The organism is Pseudomonas sp. MWU16-30323, from assembly GCF_020515595.1.
In the GTDB taxonomy this organism is placed as follows: Bacteria; Pseudomonadota; Gammaproteobacteria; order Pseudomonadales; family Pseudomonadaceae; genus Aquipseudomonas; species Aquipseudomonas yamanorum.
Genome location: NZ_JAIWYM010000001.1, coordinates 499,611 through 515,540 on the forward strand (window position 1 = coordinate 499,611; position 15,930 = coordinate 515,540).

Annotated in this window: 15 protein-coding genes and 2 pseudogenes; 10 read left to right on the plus strand and 7 right to left on the minus strand. The window is 58.1% G+C overall.

The features are described 5' to 3' along the window. Nucleotides 1-5 precede the first annotated feature (5 nt). The gene (locus LIY45_RS02375; protein WP_226475188.1) at nucleotides 6-1,235 is read left to right on the plus strand and encodes a hypothetical protein; all 1,230 of its coding nucleotides are present in this window, start codon (nucleotides 6-8) and stop codon (nucleotides 1,233-1,235) included. Nucleotides 1,236-1,282: 47 nt separating this feature from the next. Here the strand turns inward: LIY45_RS02375 and LIY45_RS02380 are convergent. After that, a pseudogene (locus tag LIY45_RS02380) lies at nucleotides 1,283-1,494 on the minus strand (pyocin activator PrtN family protein). A gap of 607 nt (nucleotides 1,495-2,101) precedes the next feature. Here LIY45_RS02380 and LIY45_RS02385 point away from each other — a divergent pair. Together LIY45_RS02385 and LIY45_RS02390 are read left to right on the plus strand one after the other, a co-directional pair. Beyond that, entirely contained in the window at nucleotides 2,102-2,467 is a 366-nt protein-coding gene (locus LIY45_RS02385; RefSeq protein ID WP_226475189.1) for a DUF6124 family protein, read from the plus strand. A gap of 145 nt (nucleotides 2,468-2,612) precedes the next feature. Further along, nucleotides 2,613-2,834: a hypothetical protein gene (locus LIY45_RS02390; protein ID WP_177036280.1), complete on the plus strand. Its 222-nt coding sequence runs from the start codon at nucleotides 2,613-2,615 to the stop codon at nucleotides 2,832-2,834. A gap of 87 nt (nucleotides 2,835-2,921) precedes the next feature. On the opposite strand, the gene LIY45_RS02395 is transcribed toward LIY45_RS02390, so the two are convergent. Further along, nucleotides 2,922-4,109, minus strand: a complete 1,188-nt coding sequence (locus LIY45_RS02395; RefSeq protein ID WP_063032214.1) for an MFS transporter — start codon at nucleotides 4,107-4,109, stop codon at nucleotides 2,922-2,924. Between the two features lie 482 nt (nucleotides 4,110-4,591). Here LIY45_RS02395 and mqo point away from each other — a divergent pair, with 482 nt between their 5' ends. Further along, nucleotides 4,592-6,238 (plus strand): malate dehydrogenase (quinone), encoded by a 1,647-nt coding sequence (mqo, locus tag LIY45_RS02400; protein ID WP_226475190.1) that lies wholly within the window; start codon nucleotides 4,592-4,594, stop codon nucleotides 6,236-6,238. Between the two features lie 86 nt (nucleotides 6,239-6,324). On the opposite strand, the gene LIY45_RS02405 is transcribed toward mqo, so the two are convergent. Beyond that, nucleotides 6,325-6,978 (minus strand): NAD(P)-binding domain-containing protein, encoded by a 654-nt coding sequence (locus LIY45_RS02405; protein WP_226475191.1) that lies wholly within the window; start codon nucleotides 6,976-6,978, stop codon nucleotides 6,325-6,327. A gap of 97 nt (nucleotides 6,979-7,075) precedes the next feature. Between LIY45_RS02405 and LIY45_RS02410 the strand changes: the two genes are divergently transcribed. Both LIY45_RS02410 and LIY45_RS02415 read left to right on the plus strand, forming a co-directional pair. Continuing rightward, entirely contained in the window at nucleotides 7,076-7,972 is an 897-nt protein-coding gene (locus tag LIY45_RS02410) for a LysR family transcriptional regulator (RefSeq protein ID WP_226475192.1), read from the plus strand. Between the two features lie 161 nt (nucleotides 7,973-8,133). Further along, the gene (locus tag LIY45_RS02415) at nucleotides 8,134-8,463 is read left to right on the plus strand and encodes a YXWGXW repeat-containing protein (protein ID WP_023659079.1); all 330 of its coding nucleotides are present in this window, start codon (nucleotides 8,134-8,136) and stop codon (nucleotides 8,461-8,463) included. A 15-nt stretch (nucleotides 8,464-8,478) separates the two neighbouring features. On the opposite strand, the gene LIY45_RS02420 is transcribed toward LIY45_RS02415, so the two are convergent. Continuing rightward, nucleotides 8,479-8,820, minus strand: a complete 342-nt coding sequence (locus tag LIY45_RS02420) for a hypothetical protein (protein WP_226475266.1) — start codon at nucleotides 8,818-8,820, stop codon at nucleotides 8,479-8,481. A gap of 216 nt (nucleotides 8,821-9,036) precedes the next feature. Between LIY45_RS02420 and LIY45_RS02425 the strand changes: the two genes are divergently transcribed. After that, entirely contained in the window at nucleotides 9,037-9,429 is a 393-nt protein-coding gene (locus LIY45_RS02425; protein ID WP_017477292.1) for a RidA family protein, read from the plus strand. 1 nt (nucleotide 9,430) lies between these two features. Here LIY45_RS02425 and ppnN read toward each other — a convergent pair whose 3' ends face one another. Together ppnN and LIY45_RS02435 are read right to left on the minus strand one after the other, a co-directional pair. Further along, nucleotides 9,431-10,804, minus strand: a complete 1,374-nt coding sequence (ppnN, locus tag LIY45_RS02430; RefSeq protein WP_017477293.1) for a nucleotide 5'-monophosphate nucleosidase PpnN — start codon at nucleotides 10,802-10,804, stop codon at nucleotides 9,431-9,433. A 147-nt stretch (nucleotides 10,805-10,951) separates the two neighbouring features. Continuing rightward, nucleotides 10,952-11,776 carry an aspartyl/asparaginyl beta-hydroxylase domain-containing protein gene (locus LIY45_RS02435; RefSeq protein WP_226475193.1) on the minus strand — a complete coding sequence of 275 codons (825 nt, stop codon included), beginning with the start codon at nucleotides 11,774-11,776 and terminating at the stop codon, nucleotides 10,952-10,954. A gap of 384 nt (nucleotides 11,777-12,160) precedes the next feature. On the opposite strand from LIY45_RS02435, the gene fabV reads away from it, so the two are divergent. Further along, nucleotides 12,161-13,354 (plus strand): enoyl-ACP reductase FabV, encoded by a 1,194-nt coding sequence (fabV, locus tag LIY45_RS02440; RefSeq protein ID WP_017477295.1) that lies wholly within the window; start codon nucleotides 12,161-12,163, stop codon nucleotides 13,352-13,354. Between the two features lie 51 nt (nucleotides 13,355-13,405). Next, nucleotides 13,406-13,684, plus strand: a pseudogene (locus tag LIY45_RS02445) (HAD-IA family hydrolase); the annotation flags it as partial. Between the two features lie 9 nt (nucleotides 13,685-13,693). Here the strand turns inward: LIY45_RS02445 and LIY45_RS02450 are convergent. Beyond that, the gene (locus LIY45_RS02450; protein ID WP_226475194.1) at nucleotides 13,694-14,599 is read right to left on the minus strand and encodes a LysR family transcriptional regulator; all 906 of its coding nucleotides are present in this window, start codon (nucleotides 14,597-14,599) and stop codon (nucleotides 13,694-13,696) included. A gap of 102 nt (nucleotides 14,600-14,701) precedes the next feature. On the opposite strand from LIY45_RS02450, the gene LIY45_RS02455 reads away from it, so the two are divergent. Then, entirely contained in the window at nucleotides 14,702-15,871 is a 1,170-nt protein-coding gene (locus tag LIY45_RS02455) for an aspartate aminotransferase family protein (protein ID WP_226475195.1), read from the plus strand. The last annotated feature ends 59 nt before the right edge of the window (nucleotides 15,872-15,930 follow it).

Consider the following 15,930-nt stretch of genomic DNA (forward strand, 5'->3'; position numbering starts at 1 on the left):
TAGGCATGGATCGCGGAGACGAACTGGATTCGGGGCTTGGTTATGAAGATGTTAGCCATGCAAAAGTCACTCTTAAGAGAGATTTTTTGCCGTGGCATAAGCCGCGAAAGCAATATATTCGTAGTAATCAGTGGAATAATGTAATTGGTCGCTTAATAGATGTTCTTGATTTGAAGTCTAAAGCGAGGTCGTTAGAGTATTTGAGTTTGCCTGGCCCCGATTTGCTTGATGTTAGAGCTTTGTATTCTACTTGTGCGGAGAAAAAAGTCCGGATTAGGTTTACGGGTTTGAACGCGATAGCTGTAGAAGATAAGGCATCTACGATGGATCAGCTGATTTCGCTCGATGAACTCCGTGGGTTAGAGTTTATTGATCCTTCATCTGGAGTGCATCAAGATCAGCTTCAAAGGTTGTCAAATAAAAGTTCCATTGCTTATCAGAATGTTATTAAACAAGCCCCGACATACGATGTGATAAATATTGATCTTTGTGGGAGTTTTTTAGAGTCTCCACCTAAAGATGAGCAGAATAACTATTATGAGGCTCTTTTTGAGCTTCTTAGATTTCAAGCGGACAATCGGAGTGATGATTGGCTTTTTTTCATTACGACTCGCACCAATCAAGACATGGTTCATGTGGAAACCTTTAAGCGATTTGTAAAGGTTTTGGAGGATATTTTTGATGTTGATCAGGCTGTATACGATAAGTGTAATGAGCTAAATATATTTTCTGCTGATGTTTTGGTTGATCGTAAAATCGATATATCAAAGGTTGACAATCTCTCGTTCAATAATTTGGTAAGTGCAGGAATAGGCAAGTGGGTTTTAAGTGCTCTGACTTCTCAAACTCCATCTTTTAAATCAAAAATGTTAAAGTTGTTTGGGTATAACGTAAAGCTTGATCCTAATTCTACATGTGACATGATTTCTTTTGGATTTTGGTGTACTAAAATGCCTACTAAGGCAGTTGATGTGTTTGGGTTGGCGGCAGGCGGAGTAAATTTAAATAGTGAAGACTCTGAGGTTGCGGTTAGCAGGTGTCGGGTCTCTGTTATTGAGTCAATTTCTAAAATCGTTGATGTTGATCAGCACCTTTCAAATGATGAAGAATTTGAGCTCGCTCTCAACTCATCTGTAAGGCTGATGAAGTCTGCAAGATATGATGTGATTTCATATGTTGCTTGGGCTAGGAAAGAGCATGCTAAAGTTATGCGGTTACTGGCTGAGCGCGGATAGTTGGAAGTATAGGGGGCAGAGGCCTAGAAGACTCTGCCCTAGGGTTCTTATCTTCCCATCAGTTTTTCATGATCTGATTTCGCTCTAGCTCTTTGTTTATCTATATACTTGGCCAGATCAGATACATGAACAGTGCGGCTTTTTGAGATTCAGCTCCCAGCCTAACTATAGGGATATCTATTTCCCCAGCTGAGCATTTATTTTTGAATTTCTCAACGGTTAAATCCATATGATCGGTACGTACTTGGCTGAGTGGTATTACTGCTTGCCCACTGTATGAGGTAAATGGGACAGATTTATTTGATGCCTAATAATCTAGTTTCAATCTTAAATAAAATCGTCCCGTTTATTTCCAAAGAAAATTGCTGAAGTTGCTAGAAATAAAATATGAATGTCTTGGCTGTTGTTTCTTGGCTAAAGTCTGCTGACTTAAAAAGTTTCGGATTGTCTGTAATGCTATTGGAGGAGTTGAAGCAAGTTGTAGATGCTTTTTAATATCGCTTCGCTGGATTTATATTGTTTTGTGTTGTTCTTGTAACTATGTATTTTGATTTGATCGACATTGTTCTTTGAGAAAACTCCTACGCTTTTATCGGCTTGCCCTTCAGATCCCCCATAGCTAACCTCCTCAAGCCGCTACCAATCTAGCGGCCGGATGTGGAAGTCCGACCAAGCTGAAGGCGCTCAATCGCCAATAAACACCTACCGGCGTTTTTTTACGTCTGTATGATTGCTTATGGCGGCTGTGCGCGGGGCACTTCGGTGCGCCGGGTCCTTTAGCCCTGGTCTTCCACACCTGCGTACAGCTGCCACCCCTCATGTGGAAGTGAGATAGGCAGTTCCTTAAACGCTAAAGGAGCTTCGCCATGTACAAAATCACACCGAACCCGCCTCACGCCCCAAATGCCGCACCCACTGACGCCAAGCTTCAAGCTGCGGCTCAGCGTGCCATCCATCATTACTTGCCGTCATCCGATAACGACGTACCCGCCGAGCAACCTAGCAGCAACCTATTCCGCGTCAGCCCCAACATAGACACCGAAACCCTTCTAGCCAACGCCGCCGAAAACCTGGAATCCGCCAACCAAATGGCTGCAACCTTGGCTTTCGACCTAGAAGAACCCCACCGCGCTATCGTCTTGGGCATCCAGCAGCTAATCGACCTGAGTGTTCTACTCGTTGACCGAGCCTTGGAGCAAGTCGCGCCTGTAGGTAGCACGGCCACCGCCTGACGCCGAACCCTGCCGCCTTACCTCAAGGCGGCAACCTGAACCCATCCTGTCATCCTGCAAAGTTTCATAATTCCCTGCGCTTTTGAGGTCTACGATCCTCCTTGAGAGAGGACCTATACGCCTCCAGCCCAAAGGGAACTGAAAAATGATCTCCAATCTCGTCAAAGTCGCGATGATCGCTGGCACGTTGCTGTTGGCCGCTTGTTCGACGGGTTCGTCGGACGTGAGTAGCGACCCATGTTTTTCAGGGGGATGCCAGGCCTTTGGGGACCATAGCCCCAGCAAGGCCGCCAAGATGAATTTTGGGGGCAATGCGCTGGGGAGTAGTTACGGGGAGTATGGTTCGGGGTTGATGCATGATGACTGAGTGAGCGGGTGGGGCAGCCAGTTACTCAGTGACTGACCCACCGCTTTCGCGAGCCAGCCCGCTCCCACATTGGATCGTGGGTGGGCTTTAGTGACCGCCTTTCATACGTCGGGCGATCAGGTAGATGCCCAAGCCCACCAGTGCCGTGGCAGCGCCGATGTAGCCCGTGCTGGTCCACCCATACCCCGCCGTAATCGCCATCCCGCCAAACCACGGCCCCAGCGCATTCGCCAGGTTGAACGCCGCGTGGTTGGACGCCGCCGCGAGGCTCGGTGCTTCATGCGCAATGTCCATCAAGCGGATTTGCAGCGGCGCGGCCATGGCGATCATGGTGCCGACCAGGCCGATGCCCAGCAGTACGCCCCACAGCGAGCTGGCGGCGAAGGTGAAGAAGATCAGCACGGCCATCGACCACACCATGATCCAGCCCACGGCGCGAAATTGCAGGCGATCAAACAGCTTGCCGCCGGCGATGTTGCCGATGATGCCGCCTACGCCAAACGCGGCCAGACCGAAGGGGATCCACTGCGGCGAGACTTTGGTCACTTCGAGCATGGTCGGCGCCAGGTAGCTGAACACGCAGAACATCCCGGCAAACCCAATAGCACCAATGGACAGCGCCATCCACACCTGTGGTTTGGTGAAGGCGCGCAGCTCTTTGCGCGGGTCGCTGCGGGGTTCGTCGTGGCGGTCCGGTACGAATTGCCAGACCAGCGCGATGGTGCACAGGGCGATGGCGCTGACCAGCGCGAACGCCGAGCGCCAGCCCAGGTGTTGACCGAGGAAGGTGGCGATGGGGTTGCCGAGCAGCATGGCCAGGGTCAGGCCCATCATCACCCGCGCGACCGCGCCGGCACGTTTGTCGTTGGGCACCATGCTGGAGGCGACCACCGCGGCGATGCCGAAGTAGGCGCCGTGGGGCAGGCCGCTGATAAAGCGGAAAGCCACCAGCGAGCCGAAAGTCGGGGTAAACGCCGTGGCCAGGTTGCCAAGGGCATACAGCCCCATCAGCAGCAGGAGCATGTGTTTGCGCAGCAACTTGGCGCCGAGGATCGCCAGCAGCGGGGCGCCGACCATCACGCCCAATGCGTAGGCGCTGATGGCGTGGCCCACTTGTGGCTCACTGAGGTTGAGGTTGTGGGCGATGTCGGGCATCAGGCCCATGATGGCAAATTCGCCGGTGCCGATAGCGAACGCGCCCACGGCCATGGCCGCTTCCATTTTGGCGGCGCTGCGCGCGGGCAACACGTGCCCGGGTGTTTGGTGGATAGACATGGATCGCTCTGTTTGGATGGATGACACGGTGGAGAGCCGCCGATGCTACGCAAGCAGCGACGAAGGTGTCTAGAACAGCCTTTTTCGGCAGAGTTCCATCCCTGTGACCCCACGTCGCGCCTGTCGAGCTTGACACTGGAGCGTTAAAACCCGCGATTTAGAGCTGTCAATTGGCCAAACAGCGCATACCGCCTGTTTGCCGTGATATTCTGCGCGCCGTCTTGGTCTAGTCTTTCTCCGGTGCGTACACCCGTATACGTCCCGGCGGTTGGCTGTCGCCCAGGTAGCTGAAGCCAATAATGATAAGAAGTCAGCGCAGAAGGGACATAAAAGTGAGGTCGATACGTCGGCCTTGTGTGCCCACCCTGCGGTCCCCGAATGAATGTGCAAACCCCGCGGTGCGTTGCCTGGCGCAGCGTGATTGAGGGTTGCCCATGATCAGGGGCGGTGGGGCGGATGGCGTTTTATCATAGGTGCTACTGATGTTTAAAAAAGTAAACACTGCCCTGCTGGGGCTGGCTTTGTCGATGGGGATCACTTCCGTTCACGCGGAAGAGGCAAAGAAAGTCGATGTGCTGCTGATCGGCGGCGGCATCATGAGTGCAACCCTGGGTGTGTGGCTCAATGAGCTGCAACCGGATTGGTCGATGGAGATGGTCGAGCGCCTCGATGGCGTGGCCGAAGAAAGCTCCAACGGCTGGAACAACGCCGGTACCGGTCACTCCGCTTTGGCTGAGCTGAACTACACCCCGGAAGACAAGAACGGCAACGTTGAAATCCCGAAAGCGGTCGAGATCAACGAAGCGTTCCAGATCTCCCGTCAGTTCTGGTCCTGGCAGGTTCAGCAGGGCGTCCTGAAGAACCCGCGTTCGTTCATCAACTCCACTCCGCACATGAGCTTTGTGTGGGGCGATGACAACATCAAGTTCCTGAAGAAGCGTTACGAAGCGCTGCAAGCGAGCCCGCTGTTCGCCGGCATGCAGTACTCCGAAGACCCGGCGCAAATCGCCAAATGGGTCCCGCTGATGATGGAAGGGCGTGACCCGAACCAGAAAATCGCGGCCACCTGGACCCCGATCGGTACGGACGTGAACTTCGGCGAGATCACCCGCCAGTTCGTCGCTCACCTGCAAACTACGCCGAAGTTCGACCTGAAACTGTCGAGTGAAGTGCAGGACATCACCAAGAACGCCGACGGTTCGTGGCGCGTCAGCTACAAAAACCTGAAAGACGGCACCAAGACTGAAACCGACGCCAAGTTCGTGTTCATCGGCGCGGGCGGCGGTGCACTGCACCTGCTGCAGAAGTCGGGCATTCCTGAAGCCAAGGAATACGCGGGCTTCCCTGTTGGCGGTTCGTTCCTGGTGACCGATAACGCAACGATTGCCGAGCAGCACCTGGCCAAGGCCTACGGTAAAGCTTCCGTTGGCGCACCGCCGATGTCGGTTCCGCACCTGGACACCCGCGTGCTGGATGGCAAGCGCGTGATTCTGTTTGGCCCATTCGCGACCTTCTCGACCAAGTTCCTGAAAGAAGGCTCGTACCTGGACCTGCTGACCAGCACCACCACCCACAACATCTGGCCAATGACCAAAGTCGGTATCCGCGAATACCCACTGGTCGAGTACCTCGCTGGCCAACTGATGCTGTCGGATGACGACCGCTTCAAGGCGCTGCAAGAGTACTTCCCGAACGCCAAGAAAGAAGACTGGCGCCTGTGGCAAGCCGGTCAGCGTGTGCAGATCATCAAGCGTGACGAAGAGCAGGGCGGCGTCCTGAAACTCGGTACCGAAGTGGTCAGCTCGGCTGACAACACCATTGCAGGCCTGTTGGGTGCATCGCCAGGCGCTTCCACCGCGGCTCCGATCATGCTGACCGTGCTGCAGAAAGTGTTCAAGGAACAGGTTGCTTCGCCGGCCTGGCAGGAAAAGCTGCACCAGATCGTGCCTAGCTACGGCACCAAGCTGAACGACAGCCCGGAAGCTGTGGCTAAAGAATGGGCCTACACCGCCAACATTCTGCAGCTGACGCCTCCGCCAGCGATTCCGCAACTGACTGCTCCAAAAGCCACCGAGGCTGCCAAGCCTGCGGCTGAGCCGAGCAAGCCAGCTTCTGACATCGCGTTGTAAGACGTTGGCGAGGTCCTGATTCAGGATCAAACCGATGTAAAAAAAGCCCGCTGAACCGGTAACGGTCAGCGGGCTTTTTGCAGGTGTTACCAGCGCACGGGCAACTCGACCTGGCGCTCTGCAGCTGCCAACGCGGCTTTCAGTCCCTCTTTATCCAGAGGTATGCAGTACGCCGGTTTGGCGCGTTCAAACCGCCAGCTCTCATCCAGCCCACCGGCATCTACTGCGTCGAAGCCGATCTCGTCCAGCAGGGCGATGACTTGCGCCTTGGCGGCCGGGTCGTCCGCTGCGACCGGGAGTGCACGCCGGTCCGGCGCACCGCGGGTGCGGGCGTCCTGGGTCAGGTCCGGCGCCAGGATGGCATTGAACACTTTCACCACCTTCGACTGCGACAGGTGCTCGGCCACCAACCGGCTGGTGGTGGTTTCAAAACGGTCGAGCACGGGAATATGCCCGTCGCGATTCGGGTAGTAGTTGTTGGCATCCATCACGGTTTTGCCTTCCAGCCACTGCGCCGGCACGCTGCGGTAGTGCTCGAACGGAATGGCCAGCAGCACCAATTCGCCAAATTGCGCCGCGTCTTGCGCAGTGCCCACTTGAACCCCACGAATGCCACTCAGCACGCTGCTCATGGACTGCGGGCCACGGGAGTTGCTCAACATCACTTCATGGCCGGCGGCCAGCGCCAACTGCGCAACGGCGCGTCCGATAAAGCCTGCTCCGATGATGCCAATTTTCATGTCGGTGCTCCTTGGTTGAGAGAGTCGTTATGATGATTGGCTACTGGATGAGGATAAATGGCCGTTCTGGTCTGGGTGTTGTTACTGGGAGTAGTGAATGATGGACCGCCTTTCAAGCATGAGTGCCTTTGTGATGGCTGCCGAGCTGGGGTCCTACGCCCGGGCCGCCGAGCGCCTGGAGATGTCGCCGCAGATGGTGGCCAAGCATGTGGCGGCCCTGGAGCAGCGCCTGGGCGCACGCTTGCTCAATCGCACCACGCGCCGGCAAAGCCTGACGGAACTGGGAAGCGCGTACTACGAGCGTTGCAAACATATCCTGACGGAAGCAGAGGCGGCGGACTCCCTCGCGCAGATCATGAACGACACGCCACGGGGCAAGCTCAAGGTCAGCGCTCCCGTGACCTTTGGCTCCTACAGCCTGATGCCACTGGTGACCGAATTTTTACGGGACAACCCCGAGGTGGAAATCGACCTGCACCTGACCGACCGGTTTGTCGACCTGGTGGAGGAGGGCTACGAGGTGGCGTTTCGCATCGGCCCGCTGGCGAACAGCAGCCTTACCGCCAGGCCGCTGCAGCCCTACCGCCTGGTGGTCTGCGCGTCGCCGGAATACCTGGCCGAGCGAGGCACGCCACTCACGCCCGCAGACCTTGAACACCACGAGTGCCTGGGATACGCCTACTGGTCACGCCCGGCTGATCGCGAATGGTCGTTCTACCAAGGCTCCATCCTGCACAAGGCCCAGGTTGCCAGCCGCCTGCACGTGAATGAAAGCCGGGCGTTGATGACTGCGGCGCTGGATGGCTTTGGCATTGTCCTGGGGCCAGAAGATTTTTTACGCTCGGCCCTGAAGCGTGGCGAACTGGTGCGCTTGCTGCCAGGGTTTGAAGCGCCAAGTCGGCAGATGCATCTGCTCTACACCGCGCACCGCCAGCGCACCGCCAAGCTGCGGAAATTTGTCGACGCGGTGCTGCTGCGTTTCGGCCCGCCTTGATCCAAGGTCAGTTTTTCTTTACCCAGCGTCCACCCGTGGGTTCAGCAAGCTGACAGTTGGCACCTGTTAAAAAGTCTTATAGCCAAGCAGGAGCGCGGCTGGAACAAGGGGGCATTTTTTTACCGTTATAAACGCTGGGCGGTGACGCCCGAGGATTCTGTATGTTGTTACGTTATGCGGCATTGGCGGCTCTGGTCGTCGCGGCTTCCGGGTGTGTAGAGGAGCGGGTCGTGCATGATCGACGACCGGTGCAGCGTGAATATGTAGAAGTCGTCGCACCGCAACCGCCGCCGGTGCAGGTCATCGAGGTCGAGCCGGAAGGGCGGCCAGGTTATTTGTGGTCGCGCGGTTACTGGCGTTGGGAAGGCGGACGCTATGTGGCAGTCCACGGCCACTGGGAGCCGGTGCGGCCGGGTTATCGTTACGTTCACCCGCATTGGGAGCAGCGTAATGATGGCTATCACTGGCAAGGCGGCGGTTGGGTTCGCTGACCGTTTTCCAATGGCTTAAATCGGCTTCTGTGTACCCAGAAGCCGAACTTCCCTGAGCAGCGCCGCGCCTAGCTGGCCGGTGCCAAGCTCCTTGTAACCCACGGCTTTTACATCACCGTTCTCTTCGGCCTGGATGAGGATCACCGGTGTTTCCTTCCCTGTGCCTTCGTCAACATGCATCGCGTATTGCGGGATATCCAGCTTGATCGGCGTGCCTGCCGCCTTGCCCTTCACATTGATCAGAAACGCCGCACAACCGCTGTCCACATCCTCGCTGGTGGCGGAACGGCCGCTGACGAAGCAGGTGTCGGGCAGGTCGGGCCAGGTGATGGCTTCGGCGAGGGCGAGGGAGGGCATCAGCGTCAGGAAAAGTAGCGGAAGTTTGCGCACTTTGGTTCTTCCAGATTTGGGTCAGTCGTCATGCATATGACGGGGATAGGCCAAAGTTTTGTTGTTCATGACCAGGTTCCTTGGGCAAACTTTTGGATGCGCTGAGCAGCGCCAGGCGGTAAAAAGATAGCCCAACCGCTTTCTTCCCGGCATCGAATACTGCTGCTCAAAGAGATACAACATATGACCGACCGCCACCTCATCATCCCCACCTCGATGCACCCCATCGTCGAACGCGCCGGCTACGTCCCGGCGGTAAAAGTCGGCAAGACCCTGTACTGCGCAGGCCAGGTCGGCCGCACGGAAAACCTGGAAGTCATCACCGACCCCGAGGCGCAGTTCATCGCAGCCTGGGAGAGCCTGCGGCTGGTGTTGGAGGAGGGTGGGTGCACCTTCGAAGACGTGGTCGACATGACCACCTACCATGTGAACCTGAGTGAACACATGGCGGTTTTCCGTGAAGTGAAAAACCGCGTGTTCCCCCGAGGGTTGTGCGCCTGGACGGTCATTGGCGTATCAGAACTGGCCAATCCAGGCTTGCTGCTGGAGATCAAGTGCGTAGCGGTTCAGCGCTGACTCACTGCACCACGCGGTAGCACGGTACGTAGGCGGCGCCGCCTGGCAGTTTCATCCGGTGCTGCTCCACAAACGCCTTCAGCAACTCGTCCAGCGGCTTCATGATCGCCGGGTCGCCATGGATCTCATACGGCCCGTTCTGCTCGATCAGGCGGATGCCCTTGTCCTTGACGTTGCCCGCCACAATCCCCGAGAACGCTCGGCGCAGGTTGGCCGCCAGTTCATGGGGCGGCAGGGCGTGGCTCAGTTGCAGGCTGGCCATGTTGGCGTGGGTCGGGTCGAACGGGCGCTGGAAGCCTTCGTCGATCTTCAGCAGCCAGTTGAAGTGGAACGCGTCATTGCGCTCGCGGCGGAACTGTTTGACCGCTTTCAAGCCGGCGGTCATTTGCCGCGCCACTTCAGCCGGGTCGTCGATGATGATCTGGTAGTGGGCCTGGGCTGCTTCGCCCAAGGTGGCGCCGACAAACGCGTGCAGCTGTTGCAAGTACGGCGCGGCGTGTTTCGGCCCGGTGAGGATCACCGGGAACGGCACGTCGTGGTTGTCCGGGTGCATCAGGATGCCCAGCAGGTACAGGAACTCTTCGGCAGTGCCGGCGCCGCCCGGGAAGATGATGATGCCGTGGCCGACGCGCACGAAGGCTTCCAGGCGCTTTTCGATGTCCGGCAAAATCACCAGCTCATTGACGATTGGGTTCGGCGCCTCGGCGGCGATGATCCCAGGCTCGGTCAGGCCCAGGTAGCGCCCGCCGGTAATGCGTTGCTTGGCGTGGGAAATGGTCGCGCCCTTCATCGGTCCTTTCATCACGCCGGGGCCGCAGCCGGTGCACACATCGAGGCTGCGCAGGCCGAGTTCGTGGCCGACTTTCTTGGTGTATTTGTATTCTTCGGTATTGATCGAGTGCCCGCCCCAGCACACCACGATCTTCGGCTCCACGCCCGGGCGCAGGGTGCGGGCGTTGCGCAGCAGGTGGAACACGTAGTCGGTGATGCCCTGGGAGCTGCTCAGGTCGATGCGCTGGCTGTCCAGTTCGTTTTCGGTGTAGACGATGTCACGCAGGGCGCTGAACAGCATTTCCCGGGTGCTGGCAATCATTTCGCCATCGACGAAGGCGTCGGCCGGGGCATTCAACAGTTCCAGGCGCACGCCACGGTCCTGCTGGTGGATGCGCACTTCGAAATCTTTATAGGCGTCGAGGATGGTCTTGGCGTTGTCGATGTGCGCGCCGGTGTTGAGAATGGCCAGGGCGCATTGACGGAAGAGGGTGTAGATGCTGCCGGTACCGGCTTCGCTCAGTTGCTGGACTTCACGTTGCGACAGCGTTTCAAGGCTGCCTTTAGGGCTTACGGAGGCATTGATGACTTGTCTTTGGGGCATTCTGATTCCCTGAAAGCACGGCCACCGGACCATGCAGGGCCAGTGGCTTGAGGATAGTGCGCGCCGTGTTCGGTCGCATTGGACTGGCATTTTCCCCGGCACGGGAGCCGAGCGCAAACACCGTCGCGCACCATCATGCCGCAGAAGTTACTGAATCAGCTTCCAGTTTTTGTAGAAAAACCGCCGCAAGGTAAAGACCGCTCCGGCAAAGCCCGCGATCAGGCCGTTGAGCAACGACGGCACCAGGGTTGGCCGCACGATATCGATGAACAGGCAGTAGCGCTTGGCGTCGTTCTTGTTGAAAGAGGCGTGCATCAGCGTGTCATCGAAGATAAACAGCGGGTCATCGTGCCAGTAGTGCTTGTGCTTGCCGACCTGGATGTACACGCCGTCGTGATGGGGCGCCGGTGCCATGTTGTAGAGCACGCGGAACATCATGCGCAGCGGGCCGAAGTGAAACGAGGTGGAGCGGTTTTCGTTGAATACCGACACGCCGATGGTTTTCACGTAGGGCAGTTTTTCCCGCAGTTGCGGGATATCCAGGCTGGTCTCGATCGGGCGGCCGTACCATTGGAAAAACAGCATGCCGCGTTTTTTCTCGGCCATGCGCTCATCCAGGTACTGGATGATCTCGTCCTTGTTGGCCATGGCGTCGTCGATCACCTTTTGCAGGTCTTCGCGCCAGGCCGGCGGCAGGTCGTTCATTTTATAAACGTGGCGATTACGCTGGCTCAACAAGTCGAACAGCGTGTTGAACGGCGCCAGCAGCCAGGTATTGCGCCCGTTGCCGATGAAATACTTCTTGATGGTCGCGCTGTCGTACAGGCCATTGCGCAGGAAGTCGTACAGCCCGCAGAACACCACCAGCAGCAGAAACACCAGGGTGGTCTTCGGAAAGCAATAAATGAACAGCAATACGCCAAGGGCCCAAGCGGCGGATGCCAGGCGTTTGCGGATGACACTCTTACTCATGAAACTGGGCTCCATCGGACGGTTTTCGATTGCTTCAAAACCGTCTGCGGTTGACTGGCAGGCCAGGCGAAGGTGTCAGTCAACCCGTGGGCATCATGCCCGAGCCGAAACATATCGAAATAATGTGGTCATGATAGGGTGTTATCGCCCTCACGTGGCGTTTTAAATGCTGGAAATTTGTGAAGTCGCTGCACAGATTTTTACCGTTGTCCCCCTAAAATGCCTCGGCGGATGGCCAGGTCGGCCGTGTTGCGGATAGCATTTTGTGAACAGAAGATTTGCGACTATCGTGACGCTTCGGTTTTCCGGGCGTCATAGACCGGTACGATTGACGCTGTAATGGCCACCATTGGCCTTCGGCACCTTGGAAGAGGCAGAAATTTTATGATCATCAAACCGCGGGTTCGTGGCTTTATCTGTGTGACCGCTCACCCGGTTGGCTGTGAAGCGAATGTCAAAGAGCAGATCGACTACGTGACCGAACACGGTGCCATTGAAGGCGGCCCGAAAAAGGTGCTGGTCCTCGGGGCTTCCACCGGCTACGGTCTGGCTGCGCGCATCAGCGCTGCCTTTGGCTGCGGCGCCGACACCCTGGGCGTGTTTTTTGAGAAAGAAGGCGAAGAAGGCAAGCTCAGCTCTGCCGGCTGGTACAACAGCGCCGCCTTCGAGAAGTTTGCGCTGGAAAAAGGCCTGTACGCCAAGAGCATCAACGGCGATGCGTTCTCTGACGAGATCAAGCGCCTGACCATCGAAACCATCAAGAAAGACCTGGGCAAGATCGACCTGGTGGTCTACAGCCTGGCCGCGCCACGCCGTACCGACCCGCAAGGCGTGGTGCACAACTCCACCCTGAAACCGATCGGCAAGGCCGTGACCCTGCGCGGCATCAACACCGACAAGGGCGTCGTGGTCGACACCACCCTTGAGCCGGCCACCCAGGAAGAAATCGACGGTACCGTGAAAGTCATGGGCGGCGAAGACTGGCAGTTGTGGATCGACGCCCTGCGTGACGCCGACGTGTTGGCCGAAGGCGCCAAGACCACCGCGTTCACCTACCTCGGCGAGAAGCTGACCCAGGATATCTACTGGAACGGTTCCATCGGCGAAGCCAAGAAGGACCTGGACAAGAAAGTCCTGACCCTGCGCGAAAACCTGGCGGCACTGAAGGGCGACGCCCGTGTGTCGGTGCTCAAGGCCGTGGTGACCCAGGCCAGTTCGGCGATCCCGATCATGCCGTTGTACCTGTCGCTGCTGTTTAAAGTGATGAAAGAGCAGGGCACCCACGAAGGTTGCATCGAGCAGGTCTACGGCCTGTTCAAGGACAGCCTGTATGGCAAAGAGCCCAAGCTCGACGCCGACGGCCGCCTGCGTGCCGACCTCGCGGAGCTTGAACCGAAGGTTCAAGACGCGGTAGCGGCCCTGTGGAATCAGGTCTCCGACGACAACGTCAACGAGATCAGCGATTTTGCCGGCTACAAGGCAGAATTCCTGCGCCTGTTCGGTTTCGAGATCGACGGCGTGGACTACGACGCTGACGTCAATCCGACCGTGAAGATCAAGGGCCTGGTTCAGGCTTAAGCGCTTGCGGTAACGAAGAAGCGGCCTCCCGGGGCCGCTTTTTTGTGCGCGTCCGCCGAAACCTTTCCCTATGCCCGGGCCAACTACCCGTTCCTGCAGTATTTTCGCGACATCGTAGTGTCCGGCGAAATCAAACTGATCAAGCCCGATCCCGCGATCTACCACGCCAGCCTGGCGCAGGTGCGCGCCCATCTGCCGGATATCCAGCCGGCTGAAGTGGTGTTTATTGACGACGTAGCCGGCAATATCGAGGCGGCCATTGCGCTCGGTTGGCAAGGGATTCACCACGTATCTGCCCCGCAGACCCGTGAGCGCTTGATCGAACTGGGGGGGGAGCCTCTAGCGCGCCCACTTCTCCATGACGAAATCCACGAATGCCCGCAGCTTGGGCAGGCGATAGCGGTCCTGGGCGTAGAGCAAGTGCATTGGCCGGCTGGGCAGTTGGTAGTCCGTCAGTAATGCCACCAGTTTCCCGGCCCGCAAGTCTGGCTCGACCAGGGCGTCAGGCAACATCACAATGCCCATGCCTTCCAGGGCAGCCTGGCGCAAGGCCTGCGAACTGTTGATGGTCAATGAGCCGGAAACCGGAATTTCCACTTCGCCCTCTGCGCCGCGCATTCGCCACAACTTGTCGGCGTTGCGCCAATCGTCGGTCGCCGGGTAAGCGAACGCCAGGCAGTCATGTTGCTGCAGATCATCGGGGCGTTGAGGTGTGCCACGGCGCGCCAGGTACGCCGCAGAGGCGCAGAGGGTGATGGTGTAATCCTGCATGGGGCGGGCAATCAGGCTTGGTGCGTCCAACTCGCCCAAGCGGATGGCCACGTCGAAGCCGCTGTCGACCATGTCCATCCGCTGGTTGCTCAGCACCACGTACAGCTTGATCTGTGGGTAGCGCCGGGAAAATTCGCTGAGCGCCGGTGCCAGGCGTTCGGTGCCGAAGGCCGGGGGTGCGGTGATCCGCAGCAGGCCCTTGGGCACGTCACTGTTGGCTTGTTCGGCCATCTGCTCGGAGTCGGCCACCAGGCCCAGCACCTCCAGGCAACGCTGGTAATAAATCCCGCCAAACTCGGTCAGGCTTTGCTTGCGCGTGGTGCGCTTGAGCAGGCTGACCCCCAGGCGTTGCTCCAGGGCGCGCAGGTGATTGCCGACCATGGTGGTGGACATGCCGCACACCTGCGCCGCCGCCGTCATGCTGCCGGCTTCCACCACTTTCACGTACACCGTCATCGCCTGGAACAGATCCATTATCAAGCCCTGATTTAAAGTGATCGCAGTGTTGTGCAGTTTATCCAGCTCAGGTGGCTAACGATACTGGTGCATCACTACGATGCACTGGAGCCTGATGCCATGACCGCCGCCTGCCTGATGACCACTTATCAACCGTCGCCCCTGAGCTTTACCCGTGGCCTTGGCACGCGCCTGTGGGACCAGCAGGGCCGTGAATACCTGGACGCGGTGGCCGGTGTGGCGGTGACCAACGTCGGTCATTCCCACCCACGGCTGGTGGCGGCCATCAGTGAGCAGGCGGGTTTGCTGCTGCACACCTCCAACCTCTACAGCATCGACTGGCAGCAGCGGCTGGCCCAACGACTGACCCTGCTTTCCGGGCTGGACCAGGCGTTCTTCAACAACTCCGGTGCCGAAGCCAACGAGACGGCACTGAAGCTGGCCCGGCTGCATGGCTGGAAAAAGGGCATCGAACAGCCGCTGGTGGTGGTGATGGAGAATGCCTTTCACGGGCGCACCCTGGCCACCCTGTCCGCCAGCGACGGGCCTTCCGTGCGGCTGGGGTTTCAACAGTTGCCGGGGGATTTTATCAAGGTTGGCTTTGGGGACTTGAAGGCGTTGGAAGCCGTGACCCAGAAGTTTGGTGCGCGGATTGTGGCGGTGCTGCTGGAGCCGATCCAGGGCGAAAGCGGTGTGCAGGTCGCGCCGCCGGGCTATCTGAAAGCCTTGCGCGAGCACTGCACCCGGCAGGGCTGGTTGTTGATGCTTGATGAGATCCAGACCGGGATCGGCCGCACGGGGCGCTGGTTTGCTTTCCAGCATGAAGGCATCGTGCCGGATGTGATGACTTTGGCCAAAGGCCTGGGCAACGGCGTGCCGATTGGCGCGTGCCTGGCTCGGGCCTCCGTTGCCCAGTTGTTCACCCCCGGCAGCCACGGCAGCACCTTTGGCGGCAACCCGCTGGCCTGTCGCGTGGGGTGTACGGTGCTGGAAATCATTGAAGAGCAAGGCTTGCTGGACAATGCGGCGCAACAGGGCGAGCGGTTGCTGGCGCGCCTGCGGGTGGAATTGAGCGAACATCCCCAGGTGCTGGCGATTCGCGGGCAAGGGCTGATGATCGGCATCGAGCTGGCAAGCCCGCATCGCGACTTGGCCCAGCGTGCGGCGCAAGAGCATGGCCTGCTGATCAACGTCACGCGGGGCAAGATCATTCGCCTGCTGCCGCCGCTGACCCTCGATGGCAAGGAGGTGGAAATGATCGTGCGCGCACTTTCCCGGCTGCTGGACTAGACATGGATGAGGCTGACGCGGAGCGTCACTGGCTGCATTCCCACGCAGAGCGTGGGAAC